Genomic DNA, 15,244 nt, shown 5'->3' on the forward strand with positions numbered 1-15,244 from the left:
AACGATAGTTCGCAACCACCGCAAGGAACCGGCCGGAACAACCGGCCGCAACCGAGGAGGCTCACATGACCGCTCAGACCGCAGACCTGTTCCTCGCCGACCCCGCCCTCGACGCGGAGCTCGACGCGGCGGCTCTGGAGGCTGCGCTCCCCACCCTGACGGAGAAGCTGGCCGCTCTGAAGGCGACGCTGAACCAGGACGAGCAGGCCGTCCTGAGCAGCATCGTCACCTCGTCCAGCCTCCACCTGAAGGAGCTCCAGGACATCAACGCGGAGGCGGACTACATCTTCGCCAAGCCGATCTCCGCGGCGGCGACCCCGTCCATCCGCATGGAGCTGCTGAACCTGCCGAACACCCTCGGCTTCAACGAGTAATTCGGCCTGAACACGGAACGAGAGGATCCCGCAATGTCTCAGCTGACCCTGGTGGACCGGCTGTCGCACCTGTCAACGGAACTCACCGCCGCAGAGCGGGAGAACCTCAAGTTCCTCCTGAGCATGGCTGCTGGGGGACTCCTCAGCGGCCATGCTCAGGCCGTGCCGGAGGGACTGAGGGAACTGGCGCTCGCCACGGCGCAGCGCTCCCTGCCCCGGCTGCACGGCGGAGAACGGCCCAAGTTCGAGACCGGCGTGGTCTACCTGGGCCGGGGCCCCTTCTTCTCCGACGAGGACATCGCCGCGCTCGACGCGGAGTCCCGCGAGCACCGGGCGCGCGCCGAGCGCTTCCACGACCACTACGTGGCCTCCGGCGCCCCGCTCGCCCGCGAACTCGCCCTCTCGACGAAGGTCCACGACTTCCTGGTGTCCCAGGTGGGTCCCGTCCTGCCGACGCACAAGGCGAACTACCTGTACTACGACGAGCCGGGCCTCGGCATCGACCCGCACGTGGACAAGGACGAGTTCTCCCTGAACGTCCTGACCATGCTCCAGCACACCCCGGACGACCGGACCTCGGAGCTGATCCTGTACCCGCCGGAGCAGGACGCGATCCGCGTCCACCTCGCCCCGGGCGAATCCCTTGTCTTCTTCGCCGACAGCGTCACCCACCAGCGCACCCGCACCGTCGCGGGCGAGGCCATCCGCCTGGTGTCCTTCGGCTACCGCACGATCGGAAGTGTGTGATGACGACGAACACCCTGACCATGGGCCAGCGCCTCGCGGAGCTGCACTCGACGCTGACACCGGCGGAGCAGGCCAACCTCAAGCTGATCCTCGGCCTGTCGGCCGGCCAGCTCGTCCCCGCCAAGGAGGCGGACGCGGAGAACGGCCGCCGCGCGGTCTCCGAGGCCCTCCAGATCCTGTGCCCGTACGAGGTGGAGGACCCGCGCGGGATCCAGTACCGCGGCCGCCCCGAGTTCCTCACGGACGAGCTGCTCGCCGCCTTCCAGGCGGAGAAGGACGAGGTCGGCAAGACCGCCGTCGCCTTCGACGAGCACTACCTCGGCTGTGGCGGCACGGTCGCCGACCGCATCGCCACCAGCCCCGAACTGCACGCGCTCGTCGCCTCGGTGGTGCCGAAGGCCGAGGCCACCGGCATCGCGAGCTACCTCTTCTACCGCGACGCGGGGCAGGGGATCATCCCGCACATCGACACGGACATCTTCTCGCTGAACGTGCTGATGATGCTGGAGCACGAGATCCCGGAGGGCACCGAGAACCCCTCGGCCCTGTACATGCACTACCCCGACGGCACCGAGGAGCGGCTCCAGCTGACCCCGGGCGAGGTCGTCATCTTCCTCGCGGGCACGCAGGCCCACAGCCGGACCCCGATCGCCGAGGGCGAGAAGGTCACCATCCTGACCTTCGGCTTCATGCCCGAGGGCGCTCCTCTGGAGAACTACAAGAGGTGACGAAGGTGACCACTGTCCTCGGAATCCACTGCGGGCACGAGTCCTCGTGCTCGGTCGTTCGGGACGGCCGGCTGCTCTCGGCCGTCCAGCAGGAGCGCGTGACCCGCCGCAAGTACGACGGGCAGGAGTTCCTCTCCGACCGGCTGCCGATCCAGGAGGCCCTGCGCCTGGCGGGCACGACGATCGACGAAGTCGACGTCATCGTCAGCTCGTTCCAGGCGGCCGGGCCCTCCGGGGTGGGTCTCCAACGGCCGCTGGTCTCCCCCTCCTTCTCCGCCTTCGACCCCTTCGACCCGCGCCACCACGTGGTCTCGCACCACCTGGCCCACGCCGCTTCGGCCGTGTACCCCTCGGGGTTCCCGGCCGCGGCGGTCCTGGTCTCGGACAGTGCGGGCACGACCTCGTGGGACGGCCGGGACTTCTACGAGCCGTTCGGCGAGTTCTACGGCAGGTATTACGCCGACGACGCAGCCGATGACGCCGACGGCGCAGCCGACCCGGCCGCGGGCGGGCGGCGCGCCTTCACCGAGATGCGCTCGTTCTACGCCTTCCGGGAGGGCCGGTTCACCCTGCTGGACCGGGCGTACAGCCTGCCGCACAACCAGCCGGACGTCTTCGTGCAGAGCGAGGCGAGCCTCTTCGACAACATCTCCCGGTACGTGTTCCGGGTGGAGCACGCCCACGGCCAGCTGATGGCCCTGGCCGGGCTGCCCCCGACCCGCGCGCCGCGGCTGACCGCCGACGACATCGTCACCGGGGAGGCCGCCGGACGGCCGCCGCGGCTGAAGAACGGCTGGCAGCTGCTGGAGGGCAGCGGCAGCGACCCGGTGCAGCAGGCGGACATCGCGGCTGCCGTGCAGGAGGCGTTCACCCGCCTGCTCGTGCACCATGCGCGCCGCGCGGTGGAGCTCGCCGGCATCCCCGAACTGGTCTGTGCGGGCGGGGTGTTCCTCAACCTGACCGCGAACAGCGAGATCGCCGCCCTGCCCGAGGTGCATGACATGTACGTGCCATCATGTCCGCACGATGCGGGGATCTCCGTGGGCGCCGCCTTCCTCGGCTGGGCCCGCGCACAGGAGCCGGCCGCGGCGCTGCCGCCCGCCCGCATCCGCAGCGACTTCCTCGGCAGCCCGGCGGAGCGGGTCGCACCGGCCCAGGCGGCGGAGTACGGGTACACGCCCGTACCCCTCGGCCCGGACCCGGCCGAACTCACCCGCGCCGCCGCCGAGGTGATCGCACGCGGCTCCGTCGTGGCCCGGTTCGCCGGCCGCGCCGAGTTCGGGCCGCGGGCCCTCGGCAACCGCTCCCTGATCTGCCACCCGGTCGCCTGCCCGGACGCCCGCGCGAAGCTGAACCTGCTCAAGGTCCGCCAGGACTGGCGGCCGGTCGCGCCCATCGTGCGCGCCGAGGACCTGGACACCTTCTTCCACGGGCCGTCCGAGTCCCCCTTCATGAACTTCAACTTCCGGGTCCGCGAGGAGTACACCGGACTGCTCGCCGAGGCCCTGCACGCGGACGGCACCGCCCGCGTCCAGACGGTCACCCCGGAGTGCAACCCGGCCATCCACGCCCTCATCACCGCCCTCGCCGAACTCGACCTGCCCCCGGTCCTGATCAACACCTCGCTGAACGGGCCGGGCCAGCCGATCATCGACTCGGCCGAGGAGGTCCTGGAGTTCGTCCGGCACCCCGTCGTGGACTACCTCCTCACCGAGGACCAGCTGGTCGCCACCCCGGAGTCCGGCCCGCTGCGGGTGCGGCGCCCGGAGTCGGTCGTGATGGCCGCCTTCGGCTCCGGGCCCACCGCCCGGTACGTGCTGAGCAGCCAGAACGCCTCCAGCGACGTGGACCGGCAGCTGTTCCTCGACCTGTGCGGCCAAGGCCGGGCCCTCGCCGACGCCGGCTCGCGCCTGGTACTCGACTGCCTCAGCGCGGGCCTCCTGGTGGAGGCCGACCGGTGACCGCCGTAGCCGAGGGCACGGCCCGCGACACCGCGGCGGGACCCGGCACCGCGGATCCGCTCCCCACCGGATCCGCGGGGCCTCCCGGCCCCGGGGGCTCTGCCGCCTCCCCGGGGCCGGGCCCCGCGGCCGCCGCGGCCGCCCTCCGGACCGCCCTCCCCGCCGCCAACTTCCTCTCCTTCTTCGCCATCGCCGCCGTGGAGTTCGCGGTGCCCTTCGTGGCGGTCTCCACGCTGGGGGCGAGCTCGCTCGTCGTGGCCGCGCTGGGCATCTGCCGCTTCGCCCCCCAGGTCCTGCTGGCCAGGACCGCGGCCCACCTGGTCGAGCGGTACGACCAGCGGTCGGTCATGCTCGGCTCGGAGCTGCTGCGCGTCCTCGCCTTCCTGCTGTCCGCGCTCGCGCTGGCGGCCGGCCCGGCCTTCGGCATGGCGGTCTTCTGCCTGGCGAACGTGGCCCTGGCCTGCGGCTCCGTACTGACCTCCGTCTCCACCCAGGTCCTGGTGCCGGCGGTGTTCCCCGACAAGGAACTGCCCCGGATCTACGCCCGCCTGAGCATGGCCGAGTCCAGCGCCGACGGACTCGCGCCCTTCCTCGCTGGTGTGGGCCTCGCCCTGCTCGGGGTCCCCTGGACCTTCGCGGTGGCCGCCGCCCTGGCCCTGGCCGCCTGCGCCCTGCTCGTCCGCATCCCCCGTCTCCGCGTCCCGCCGGACCCGTCGACCGCCGCGGAGCCCGGACCGGCCTCCGAGGACACCGCGGCCGCAGCGGGCGCCTCCCCGGCCGCCGCCCCCGGGCCCGCGGCCGGGAAGCCGACCCTCCGCCAGGGCCTGCGCCTCAACCTGGCCACCCCCACCCTCCGGGTCCTCACCTTCTGGGCCCTGGCCTACAACCTCGGCCAGTGCGTCATCGAGGCCCTGCTGCTGATCGTCCTCCTGGACCAGACCCCGCTCACCGCCGTCGGCTTCGGCGTCATCCGCAGCTGCGTGGTGCTCTTCGCGGTCCTCGGCTCGGGCCTGACCGAACGCCTCCCCGCCCCCCTGCGCACCGGCCTCGGCACGGCGGTGTTCGGCTGCGGCGCCGTCGCCTCGTACGCCCTCGTGGGCTTCGGCGCCTACCTCGGCGGCACGGCCGGCCTGGTCCTCGTCCTCGCCGGCTTCGTCATGGACGAGTTCTGCTCCGGGGTCGTGGTCGTCCGCGTCCAGACCTACCGGGCCCGGGCCATCGCCCAGGAGGACCGCGCCATCGCCACGGCCGCGTACCGCGCCGCCAACCTGACCGCCGTCCCCGTGGGCTTCGCCCTCGGCGGCCTGGCCGGCCTGCTCCTCAGCCCCGTCCACACCCTGGTGACGGCAGGCGCCCTCATGCTCCTGCCGGCCACCGCGGTCCTCCTCTCCCGCCACGTCCGCCGGGACACCTGAGAAGCCCACGGGGAAGGGCGGAGCCACGCAGCGGCCGCTGTACGGTTCCGCCCCTTCCCCGTGCCCGGGAAGAGGGACGCCGAGGGTGCTCCTCCTGTCCGAAACACGGCCACGGCCCGGCGGCACGGCGATACAGTCCGCCCAGGGGCGGCTCGGGGACCCGGGGAGGAACCGACATGCTGGAGATCGTGGCGCTGAGCGCGCTGACGGCCTTTCTCACCGCGGTGGGCAACGGGGCCGCGGGCGAGATGGGCAAGCAGCTCCTGCTGTCGACCGGCGCACTCGCGCGGCGCGCGACGGGACGCGAAGCCCCGCTGCCCGCCGACCCGCAGGGCTGGGCCGCGCTCGCGGGCCGCGTACACGCCCGGCTGGGGGAGGACCCCCGGCAGGCTGCGGAGTGGGCCCTGCTCCTGCGCCAGCAGGGCGGCCCGGAACCGCTGGCGAACGGCGGACTCCCGCCTGCGACACGCCACTTCACGGACCGCAGGGAAGTCCTCCGCGCCCTGAAGCGGGAGGCCACCCGCCCCGCCGGCGGCCGGCCGCGGGTCGCGCTGCTGCACGGCCCGCCGGGCATCGGCACCACCGAGGCGGCCCTGCACCTGGGCGCCTCCTGCCGCGGGCTCTTCCCCGACGGGCAGTTCTACGTCGACCTCCGCGGCCTCCCGGGCACCGGCCCGGCGCCCGCGGCCGTCCTGCAGCGCCTGCTGCTGCGGCTCGGCGTCCCCCCGGAGCGGGTCCCGCCCACCGAGGCGGGCCGGGAGGAGCTGTACCGGACGCTGACCGCGGACCGGCGGGCCCTGGTCGTCATCGACCACGTCACCTCCCTGGCCCAGGTGAGCGCCCTGGTCCCGGCCACCCCGGGGGTCTTCCTGATCGTCGTCGTATCGGGCGCGCCGGTGGCCCTGGAGGCGGAGCTCGTGCCCGTGGCGCCCCTCGGCGACCGGGACGCCTGGGCCATGGTGGGGAAGATCGCCGGCCGGGAGCAGACCGCGCGGGCCGGGCGCCACAAGGCCGACGTACTGGCCCGCTGCGCGGGCAACGCCTTCGCCCTCCGGGCCTCGGCACTGCGCCTGAGGGACGGCGGCGGCCCGCAGTCGCCGGGGTCGCCGGGCGCGCCGACGGCACTGCTGCCCGTACCGCCTTCCGTACCGCTTCCCGCCGCGGGCGGCGACCCGGTGCGCGCCGCCGCGCAGCTGGCCTGCCTCGGGGTCCGCGCGGAGACCGCCCGGCTGTGCCGGCTCACGGCCCTGGGCGGCTGGCCGACGGTCACCGCCCCGCTCGCCGCCGCGGCCGCGGGCCTGTCCGCGCAGGAGGCGGCCCCGCTCCTCGCCGAGGCCGCGGCGGCCCAACTGCTGGAACGGCTGCCCGACGAGCAGTACCGCTTCCGCCCCGAGGTGCTCGGCCACCTCGCCGACACCGCGGCGGCGGAGCACGGCATCCCCGCGTGCTCGGCCGCCGTCGCCCGCACCCTGGACGCCCTGCTGAACCGTGCCCTCCATGCGGCGCACGCGGCGCTCCCGCAGAGCTGGCGCACCCTCCCGGCGCCGCCGCAGGGGGAGCCGTACCCGGACGAGGCGGCGGGGATCGAGGCCCTGGCCGCCGGGGCCGGGCAGTTCGTCCGCGCTGTCCTCCTCGCCCTGGAGTACGGGCACACCGCCACCGCGCTGGACCTGGCCCGGGCCCTGTGGCCCCTCCAGCTCAAGGCCGGCCACTGGGACGAGGTGCTGCCGGCGCTCCGCGCCGCGGCCCGCTGCGCCGACGAGCACCGGCCGGGCACCCGCACCGCCGGCGCCCTGCACTTCCAACTGGCCCACTGCCTCGGCGAGCTGGGCCGCTGGGAGGAGGCGGACCGGGCGGCCGACGCGGCGGCCAGGGCCGAGCGCGAGGCCGGCCACCTCCGCGGCCAGGCCTCCGCCACCGAGCTCCAGGGGCTGCTGTACCTCTACCGCTGGCGGAACGAGGCGGCCCACGAGCGGTTCACCGCCGCCGAGGCCGTCTACGGCCGGATCGCACCCGGCGGCGAGGGCGCGGACGACCTGCCGCGCGCCCTCGCCCTGTCCCGGCGCCACCGCGGCCGGGCGCTGCGCGGCATGGGCAGGTACGAGGAGGCGTGCGCCCTGCTCACCTCGGCGGCGGAGTACTTCGCCGAGCGGGGAGAGGCCTACAACCGGGCCCGCGCCCTCACGGACCTGGCGGAGGCCCGCCACGACACGGGTGCGAACGCCGAGGCCCTGGAGCACATCGCGGAAGCCGAACGGCTCCTCCCGCCGGCCGCCGTGCCGCACCGGGCCTACCTGGCGGCCCTACGGCTGCGCTGCGAGACCACCGGGTAGGGCGGCGCCGGGGGCGGGTCCTACGGGCGGCTACTGCTCGACCCGTACCCGTACCCGGTGCACACCGGCGGCCGTCCGCGTCCGCAGGATGCCGCCGCTCCGGCCGCTCCCGTCGCCCTCTTCCGAGGGCACCCCGGCGCCCGAGCCGAGCCAGGCGAGGAGCGAGGAGCCGTAGGCGGCCGGATCGGCCCCGCGCCCCTCCCCTCCTTCTCCTCCGTCCCCTCCCTCTCCTCGGCCTCCCTCGGCCGACAGCCGGAACAGCCCGTGCCCGCGGACCCGTACCGTGCAGTCGTCCGGCCCCGTGACGTACGCCGCGGCCCGGCAGTGCGGGAAGCGGCGCAGCACCTCGGCGGTCCATGCCCCGGGCCCGCCGAACCGGGGATCGTCCGCCCGGCCCTCCCGCGTGATCAGGTCCGCCGACTCCAGGGCCTCCGGATCCAGGGTGTCCTCGTGGACGGAGAGGTGCACCACCCCGCCGTCCCGCCCGGGCCGCCGCCCCGCCGTACGCTCGATGACGACCTCCGCGCCGCGGATGCGGGTCCACACGTGCAGGGGCGCCGTACGCAGGGCGGGCGCGTACGCCGGCAGCGGCAGGGGCTCCAGCAGCGCGGGGCCTCCGGGCTCCGGCAGGTCCATGAGCGCGTAGAAGTGCCGCCGCAGCAGCCCGGCCGAGGCGCCGGGCGCCGAGGTAGTGAACTCCCTTGGACCTGCGAGGGGTTGGTGCGCCGACAGTGCCTCCTCCAGCTGCCCCCGCAGCGGCCCGTGCGGATCGAGGCGCGGCGCCTCCCGGACGAACGCCGCGAGCGGCGCCTCCGGATCCAGCCGCTCCTGCCCGGCAGCCGCCAGCACCACGGGGGTCCCGAGGGCCGCCGCGTAGTACGAGACCGCCCCGAAGTCCCCCAGGACCAGGTCGGCGGCCATGAGTGCCTGCCGCCAGTCGTGCAGGGGGTCGACCAGGGCCAGCCCGGCGCGGCGGGCCCGGTCCAGCCAGGCCCGCACCTGCCCGGGGCCGTGCCCGTACCAGATGTTGGGGTGCAGGACGGCGGCCGTCCGGTACTCGTCGGCGGGCAGTTCGGCCGCGAGCCGTTCCAGCAGTCCGGGCAGTACGTCGTACCCGCCGCCGCTCCCGAACAGCCCCTCGGGGTTCCAGGTGGAGCTCAGCACCACCAGCCGCTGCCCGCGCCGGACGCCCAGGGCCCGGCGGAACCGCTCACGGTACGGCCGGGCCGCCAGCATCCGGTCGAAGCAGGGGTCCCCGCCGAGCACCGCCGCACCCGCGGCCTGCGGGCACACCCGCCGCAGCCGCTCGACCTGCTCGGGATGCGACAGCACGAGCCCGTCCACGAACGGCTCCCCGCCGACGAGCAGCCACTCCGCCGACAACCCGAACGTCGGCTCCCGGCTCCCGGCTCCCGGCTCCCGGCTCCCGGCTCCCGGCTGCGCTAGTTTCTTAGTGTATCCAACCCCATGTGAAAGAACGCTCAACTTGCCCTGAATCAGGTGCAGTTGACCGCCGAAACTGGCGGACACCGCAAGGTCGACCGGCGTCTCCCGGGCCTGCTCCCAGGGCAGCACGGGCAGCCCCCACTCCCCGAACAGCTCCGCGATCCCCGCCTGAAACGCAGAGGACCCGGTGGCCGTCACCAGCAACTGCACCCGCAGGTCGTCCCGGAAGAGCGGTGCGACGTCCAACAGCCGCCCGGCGGACGTGACGTTGTGCACCACGAACAGGACCCGCCGCTCCACCGCCCGACAGACCCACGCCCCGGCGCCCTCGCCCACCGGCACCCGCAAGCCCGTCCCCTCGACGACCGCCACCTGCGCCTCCTGCCACCCGCGGAGCACCCTCGCCCCCCAAGATCACCCTAGCGCCGCCGACCCCCCGTTCCACGCGATTCGGCGTCGACGAAGACCTGGTCCGAACTCCGCACTCCCCCCGAGTACTCGGGGCGGCCGGGATGAGTAGCGGTACTCAGGTGGCGCCCCCCGGCACCTTCGAGACTGGGCGCAGGCCGAACGGGCCGAACGGCAAGGAACGGAACGGGGAGACGAGATGGTGCGGCGCTGGTCGAAGGCGGAGAGGTGGGTACCCGGCGCGTACCTGGCCCTGGTGGTCGCGATGCTGGTCTACGCCGAGGTCGGCAGCCGGGTCGGGGACGTCGGGATGTTCGGGGTCTGGCCCATCCTGGCCACGGCCCCGGTGAGCATCGTGCTGCTGTCCTCCTTCGGCCCCGCCGCCGCCCTGGCCGCGGCCCCGGCCCCGCCGGTGGAGCCCTACTCCGGCTCGGAGCCGCCCCCCGAGCCGCCCACGGAGTTCATCCCGGAGTCCGCCCCGCGCCCCGCGGACTGGGTCCCGGACACCTCCGTAGCGGCCGACCCCGGCATCTGGGCAGGCCTCGGCTTCCACGCCGCCATCCTGATCAGCGCCCTCCTGAACGCCACGGCCCTCTGGACCCTCCTCCGCCACCTCTCCCACCGCCGCACCCGCAGAACCGCCCAGCCCTGACCAACGACAAAGGCCGGCGGGCCTCGCCTACCTGTCGGCCAGTGCGGTGATTGCGGTGGTGGCCGACCTTACTCCCCAACCTCCTGCCGAGGTGGGCACACTTCGCTTGGCCACGTAGCTCCCGCCTTCGGGCCACTCTTTCGCTACCCAGGACCGCCCCTCCGGCATAGATCGGCTCAAGGGCGGCGGGATGACACCGGGGCGTTAATCGGAAATAATTCGGCCGTTCTATTTGTGATGCGTGCACCTATTTGTGAATTCCATGTCTATCCGAAGGTATTCTCCTCTAGTTTGGCTGCATGAGCGAAGATGATTTCCTTCCGTCGGCTCCTCTGTGTGCTTTGGTGCCGGACGAGGAGTGGGCACGACTGACGCGGTATCCGGAGCAGACCTACCTCGCGGGCCGCGCCTTACTGCGGCAAGGAGACCGGGGGACGCATGTGCTTGCTCTGGTGGAGGGGCTGGTGAAGGTCGTCAGGACCGAGCCTGATGGGCGGCAGCGACTGCTCGGTTTCCGCGGGCCGGGCGAGATCTTGGGGGAGATGGCTCTTCAGTCCGAAAGCGTCCGGATGGCCGATGTGTGGGCTCTGAGGAAAAGCAGGGCATGCATTGTGCCTGCGCACGATTTTCATCGCTTCGTCCAGGAGGCCAAGCTCGCACGCCCCATTGTTGAATTGGCCTGGAACCGTATGCGCGAACAGGCCGAACTGTGTGAGGGGGCTGTTCACGAACGTCTCGCCCTGGCGCTGCTCCGCCTGGTCACGGCTGCCGGTACAGGCAAGCCCTGCTTCTCCCTCACCAGGGAGGAGCTGGCCCAGCACATCGATGTGGGCCGCAAAGCCGTCAGCAAGGCGCTCGAACGGCTCGGCCCCGACTGCGTGAGAGTGGGGCATGGCCGGATCGAGGTGGTCAGCATGGAGGGCCTTCGCAAGGCGGCGGGCGGCCACGCGGACGGCTGAGCCTCCGCCGGGATGTGCTCCACGTCACTCCCGATCGGGTCCTGTGGAACGGAACGGCTCCCCGCCCGCTGTGAAGCTCGACGTGCTCGACACCGCACCCGACAGCGTCCCCGCCCGGCCCGAGAGCGGCCGGGCGGGCTTTATGGAGGAGCGACATGCCCGAGTTCAGCAGCGCCCTGCCCCAGCGGATCGCCACCCCGTACACCCACAGCCGGCCGCTGCCTCCCTACCGGGGCATTCTGGCCGTCGACGCGAAGGACTTCACAGGCCGCCCGGCGATCGAGCACGAGGCCATCAGCCGGGTGGTCCCCGAACTCCTCAAGACCGCGCTGGTCAGGTCCGACCTCGGAGACCTGTGGGAGGACCGTATGTTCCCGGCCACCACTGGGGACGGCTATGTCTTCGGGTTCGATCCGGCACACATGCCCTTCGTCATCCACCCCCTGCTGCTCGCCCTCCAGGAAGTCCTGACCGACTTCAACGTCCTTTCCCACGGGGCGGTGCCGATCAGGCTCCGCGTCAGTCTGCACGTCGGTCCGCTGCCGGAGACCGGCGACGAGTTCGGCGGCAACGGCACAGCGCGCAACGACACCCACCGGCTGCTCGACTCGCGCCCCGTCAAGGCGGTGCTCGCCTCCCACAACGAGAACATCACCCACGTCGCGGCCATCCTCTCCGAGCGGTGCTACGAGGACGCGGTCGCCAGCGGGTACACCGGGCGCCACCCCGACCACTTCGTGGAGGTGGCCGCCACGGTCGAGGGCAAGTCGTTCTCCCGGAGGGCATGGCTCCACGTCCCGCAGCCCTCCGGTCCCCTCTACGAGGGCTCCCCCGGCGACGGCGCCGCTCCGGAACCTGTACGGAAGCCTTCCCCGCAGTCCGCCGACTCGTCCGGCGACGACACGACGGCCCGCCGCACGGATGTCATCGCGGCCCCTCGCGGCAACATCAACACGGGTACTGTCCATGGCGGTCAGAGCGTGAGCAACCACCATGTGGCCGGTGACCACGTGGCGGGTGACCGGATCGCCGGTGATTACGTGGAGGGCCACAAGATCGGCAGGATCCGCCGCTTCCAGGGCGACCAGGTCCGCGGGGACAAGCGCCAGGAGCGCAAATGACGGGGGATGGCAGGGCGGGGGCGGCCGGGCTGCCCGGTCCCCTGCCCGAGGACGGGGCTCCGCGATCCGAAGCGGATTACGAGATCACCGAGTTGATTGACGGGGCCAAAGAGTGGGCGTCCTTCATCTACGCCCCCGGAGGGAACATCAACAACGGTTCCGTGTACGGCGGGCAGGGCGTAAGCAACGGCGCCAGGTCGGAAGGGCAGCTAAGGCAAACCAGAGTGCGTGAGGGTCCGATCCCGGACTTGGAGAGGGAGACCGCCGTGCTCGGATTCGCACGCCCCGACTGGTTCGAAGCGGCCCTCGAAAAGCTGAAGCAGGGGCCCCTGTTCCTTGTCGGCCGACCCCAAACAGGCCGTCGTACCGCGGCGCTCAACCTGCTACGGGAGAGTTGCGGGGCTGATGCGCCGCTACGGGCACTTGACGGCGTCACAGAACTGGACCGCTGGAGGCCCACCGACACCTCGGCGCGTGGCTACCTGATAGACGGACTGTTCCCCTCGCGGCCTCTTTCCCCGGTCATGCTGAGAAACGTGCGGGAGCTGCTCAAGAAGGCCCATGCGTGCATGGTGATCGTCCTGCCCGACGACGCGGCCCTGCTGCACCGCCTCGAACGGGACCTTCACATCAGCCCCACCGTGTGCTCCCCGCCGTCACCCTCTCTGGTGTTCAGCAGTCGCTTCGAGGCGGTGGTGCCGGACCGGCAGGAGCGGGACCGGCTGCTGTCCGCGCTTGCCGGCCGTCATGACCTGGGCGATCTTCTGGTGCCGGAGCTGGTACCCGCCGAAGTAGTGGAGCTGGTGACGGCCCTCGTCGAGGCCGACGGCGATCCGGAGGCTCTCGGCGACCTGGGGCTCCGGCTGAGCTACCTGGCCGAGCGGGAGGTCCCGGAGCTCATAAAGAGCTTGTGCGACGAGCCGGAATCACTGGCCTTCCTGCTGGCCGCTTCGGTCTATGAGGGTTTGGACCAGCAGATCGTCAGAAGTGAGGCCGACCGGTTGACGAAGCTGGCAGGCGACCGGCTGACAGCGGCGCTGCCCGGCACAGACGCCGACGGGGCCGCGAAGCCGGACCGGACCAATCCGAACTTCGTTTTCCGGCACTCTCTGACGGAACTGCTGCACGCCGTGCGCGCGGTGCGCCAGGACCGTGAGATCCGCGCGGAGGGAGCCTACTCGCACAGTGTGGAGGCTGTGGCGTTCATCAGGCATCGCCAGGCCGAGGCCGTTCTCAGACATGTGTGGCGTGAGTACGGGCAGTTGTCAGAGCTGCTCGTCGAGTGGTTGCGGGACGTACCCCGCTCCGGCGGGCTCGCCGGCCCGGCGGGCCGGGCCATGGGCCGGGTGGCGAGCTGGGGCGGCGGGAGCAATGCTCTGGTGCACCTCCGGGAACTTGCCCGGTCGGACCGTGCGACCAGTCGCCTCGTCGTGGCGAATGCATTGGGCGTCGCGGCTGAGGACCCCGTTCTCGTCGCCGAGATTCGATACCGACTGCATCGCTGGAGCACGGCGACCGACTTCCGTCTCAGGACGACGGTGGCGCACGCGTGCGGCGAGGAGTTCGGCCTGGCCCGCCCCGACCTGGCCCTGCGTCTCCTCCAGAGTCTCTTCAGCTCGGCACAGGCCGGGGAGGGAGAGGAGTACCGGGTGAAGGTGGCGGTGGAAGCGGCGATCCTGCGGTTGTTCCAGGCCGGCCACGAGCCGAAGGTATTCGGCTTGCTCCGGAAGTGGCTGGACGACGAGGGGTACGACCAGGAGCAGGTGCTCTCGCTCTTCAGCCGGATGCTCTGGTCTCCCCAGTGGTTCATGGGGAACCTGGCCTTGTGGACGCCGGAGGGGCAGGCGCTGGCCGACCTCACGGGCCGCGCCCTGAACACCGAGAGTTCCTTCGAAACGACGTGTAGGACGTTGCTGCGCTGGGCGGAGTCGGGCCAGTGGGACGACCAACAGTTCCGGGCTGTCGAGAACCTGTTCGCGGCCATGGCCCAGTCCATGCGTTCCGGCGAATTCCGATTGTTCGTGGAAATGGAGCAGGCGGGCGCGAACGGCTGGCCCGGCCTCGTCACCGCCCGCGACGCGCTCCATCGGTGGCGGGCCGGCGCGTATGGGGAGGCAGCATGAACGACGACACCACCGACCGCCTCTTTTACCGGCTGGACAGGCCGCCTTGGTGGGAGATCATCGCCCACCGCTGGTCCGCGTCGAAGGGTTGCGCACTGGTGCTCAGAGACGAGGCGGGGGAGTACTCCTTCCTCGGCCGACGAGGCGCCCCGGATGGCTCCGGCGCCTATCTGCCCCCGGTGGTCGAGGCCCCCGCTCCCCACCTGAACGGGAAGTACAGCGACGTTTTCCGGGTGGACACGACGGAGCATGTGGACGCGAGGGCGGTCGGCCTCCCCACGGTCTACGGTACGGAGTCGGTCGACCTGTGGGTCTCCTGGTGGGTCCACGATCCGGTACGCGTCGTCCGTGCGAGGAGTCTGCACGGCTGGCACCTGGTGCGGACCCATCTCACCTCTGTCCTACGTTGCTTGGCGGAGGCCCAGGCCGCATCCGGCAACGGGCTGGGGGCGCCGGAGATCATGGAGCATCTCGGGCTACCACAGTGTCTGGAGGAGCACGGTCTGAGTTATAGGGTGTTCGACGTGCGACTCCGGGAGAACGGTGAGGAACTGCTTCTCGGTCAGCGGGAAAACGACGGGGTTCGATACTCCTGGACGGCCAGCCGCCGCGGCGAGTACGAGTTCTGTCTCCAGGCTCTCCACGCCGGCCCGGTGTCGCTGGCGGCACTGTGGTTGCTTCGGCACCCCGAAGAGGTGCGGCATGTGCTGGACTGGGCAGTCGGCCACCAGGATTTGCTGAGTCCACCGCGTTCCGACTGGCAGGAGGAGCTCGCCTCCCTCCTGGGCACGTTGACCGAACAGGAGCGCAAGGAGCTCTCCCGCCTGCTGCGTGACCGGATCGGGGCACTCGGGAGGACGGTTCCGGGCGAGTACATCTGATCCTGGGAGCTGTACTCGAATATTGAACTCATGAGCGGGTGTGTCGCTTTCAGCGACACACCCGCTCTTCTTCTCCCTGCCGTTCGATAAACCCTT

Annotated in this window: 12 protein-coding genes; 11 read left to right on the plus strand and 1 reads right to left on the minus strand. The window is 72.0% G+C overall.

From position 1 onward, the window contains the following. The first annotated feature begins 65 nt into the window (after window positions 1-65). The 6 genes from ACZ7JZ_RS10910 to ACZ7JZ_RS10935 all read left to right on the plus strand — a co-directional run bounded on the left by ACZ7JZ_RS10910 (window position 66) and on the right by ACZ7JZ_RS10935 (window position 7,558). On the plus strand, window positions 66-374 hold the full coding sequence (locus ACZ7JZ_RS10910; protein ID WP_470936050.1) for a hypothetical protein: 309 nt from the start codon (window positions 66-68) through the stop codon (window positions 372-374). A 33-nt stretch (window positions 375-407) separates the two neighbouring features. Beyond that, window positions 408-1,121, plus strand: a complete 714-nt coding sequence (locus ACZ7JZ_RS10915; protein WP_470936052.1) for a hypothetical protein — start codon at window positions 408-410, stop codon at window positions 1,119-1,121. Beyond that, entirely contained in the window at window positions 1,121-1,849 is a 729-nt protein-coding gene (locus ACZ7JZ_RS10920) for a hypothetical protein (RefSeq protein WP_470936055.1), read from the plus strand. The genes ACZ7JZ_RS10915 and ACZ7JZ_RS10920 overlap by 1 nt, the downstream gene beginning before the upstream one ends. A gap of 5 nt (window positions 1,850-1,854) precedes the next feature. Continuing rightward, a complete protein-coding gene (locus ACZ7JZ_RS10925) occupies window positions 1,855-3,810 on the plus strand; it encodes a carbamoyltransferase C-terminal domain-containing protein (protein WP_470936058.1) in 1,956 nt (651 codons plus the stop codon). Next, window positions 3,807-5,225: an MFS transporter gene (locus ACZ7JZ_RS10930; protein WP_470936061.1), complete on the plus strand. Its 1,419-nt coding sequence runs from the start codon at window positions 3,807-3,809 to the stop codon at window positions 5,223-5,225. The genes ACZ7JZ_RS10925 and ACZ7JZ_RS10930 overlap by 4 nt, the downstream gene beginning before the upstream one ends. 176 nt (window positions 5,226-5,401) lie before the next feature. After that, complete coding sequence (locus tag ACZ7JZ_RS10935; RefSeq protein ID WP_470936064.1) at window positions 5,402-7,558, plus strand: tetratricopeptide repeat protein; 2,157 nt, start codon at window positions 5,402-5,404, stop codon at window positions 7,556-7,558. 30 nt (window positions 7,559-7,588) lie between these two features. Here ACZ7JZ_RS10935 and ACZ7JZ_RS10940 read toward each other — a convergent pair whose 3' ends face one another. Beyond that, entirely contained in the window at window positions 7,589-9,376 is a 1,788-nt protein-coding gene (locus tag ACZ7JZ_RS10940) for a hypothetical protein (RefSeq protein WP_470936067.1), read from the minus strand. 235 nt (window positions 9,377-9,611) lie between these two features. On the opposite strand from ACZ7JZ_RS10940, the gene ACZ7JZ_RS10945 reads away from it, so the two are divergent. From ACZ7JZ_RS10945 to ACZ7JZ_RS10965, 5 genes are all read left to right on the plus strand, one after another. After that, on the plus strand, window positions 9,612-10,064 hold the full coding sequence (locus ACZ7JZ_RS10945; RefSeq protein ID WP_470936070.1) for an SCO4225 family membrane protein: 453 nt from the start codon (window positions 9,612-9,614) through the stop codon (window positions 10,062-10,064). A gap of 299 nt (window positions 10,065-10,363) precedes the next feature. Then, the gene (locus ACZ7JZ_RS10950; RefSeq protein WP_470936073.1) at window positions 10,364-11,023 is read left to right on the plus strand and encodes a Crp/Fnr family transcriptional regulator; all 660 of its coding nucleotides are present in this window, start codon (window positions 10,364-10,366) and stop codon (window positions 11,021-11,023) included. Window positions 11,024-11,178: 155 nt separating this feature from the next. Beyond that, window positions 11,179-12,144, plus strand: a complete 966-nt coding sequence (locus ACZ7JZ_RS10955; protein WP_470936075.1) for a hypothetical protein — start codon at window positions 11,179-11,181, stop codon at window positions 12,142-12,144. Continuing rightward, window positions 12,141-14,267, plus strand: a complete 2,127-nt coding sequence (locus ACZ7JZ_RS10960; RefSeq protein ID WP_470936078.1) for a hypothetical protein — start codon at window positions 12,141-12,143, stop codon at window positions 14,265-14,267. Before ACZ7JZ_RS10955 ends, ACZ7JZ_RS10960 begins: the two co-directional genes overlap by 4 nt. Continuing rightward, on the plus strand, window positions 14,264-15,148 hold the full coding sequence (locus tag ACZ7JZ_RS10965; RefSeq protein ID WP_470936081.1) for a hypothetical protein: 885 nt from the start codon (window positions 14,264-14,266) through the stop codon (window positions 15,146-15,148). The genes ACZ7JZ_RS10960 and ACZ7JZ_RS10965 overlap by 4 nt, the downstream gene beginning before the upstream one ends. The last annotated feature ends 96 nt before the right edge of the window (window positions 15,149-15,244 follow it).

The sequence above is a fragment of the Streptomyces sp. NPDC038213 genome, assembly GCF_055600495.1.

Excerpts from the sequence above, each read along its gene's own strand:
- ACZ7JZ_RS10910 (WP_470936050.1), top strand. The coding sequence starts at position 66 with ATGACCGCTCAGACCGCAGACCTGTTCCTCGCCGACCCCGCCCTCGAC.
- ACZ7JZ_RS10915 (WP_470936052.1), top strand. The coding sequence starts at position 408 with ATGTCTCAGCTGACCCTGGTGGACCGGCTGTCGCACCTGTCAACGGAA.
- ACZ7JZ_RS10920 (WP_470936055.1), top strand. The coding sequence starts at position 1,121 with ATGACGACGAACACCCTGACCATGGGCCAGCGCCTCGCGGAGCTGCAC.
- ACZ7JZ_RS10935 (WP_470936064.1), top strand. The coding sequence starts at position 5,402 with ATGCTGGAGATCGTGGCGCTGAGCGCGCTGACGGCCTTTCTCACCGCG.
- ACZ7JZ_RS10945 (WP_470936070.1), top strand. The coding sequence starts at position 9,612 with ATGGTGCGGCGCTGGTCGAAGGCGGAGAGGTGGGTACCCGGCGCGTAC.
- ACZ7JZ_RS10950 (WP_470936073.1), top strand. The coding sequence starts at position 10,364 with ATGAGCGAAGATGATTTCCTTCCGTCGGCTCCTCTGTGTGCTTTGGTG.
- ACZ7JZ_RS10955 (WP_470936075.1), top strand. The coding sequence starts at position 11,179 with ATGCCCGAGTTCAGCAGCGCCCTGCCCCAGCGGATCGCCACCCCGTAC.
- ACZ7JZ_RS10960 (WP_470936078.1), top strand. The coding sequence starts at position 12,141 with ATGACGGGGGATGGCAGGGCGGGGGCGGCCGGGCTGCCCGGTCCCCTG.
- ACZ7JZ_RS10965 (WP_470936081.1), top strand. The coding sequence starts at position 14,264 with ATGAACGACGACACCACCGACCGCCTCTTTTACCGGCTGGACAGGCCG.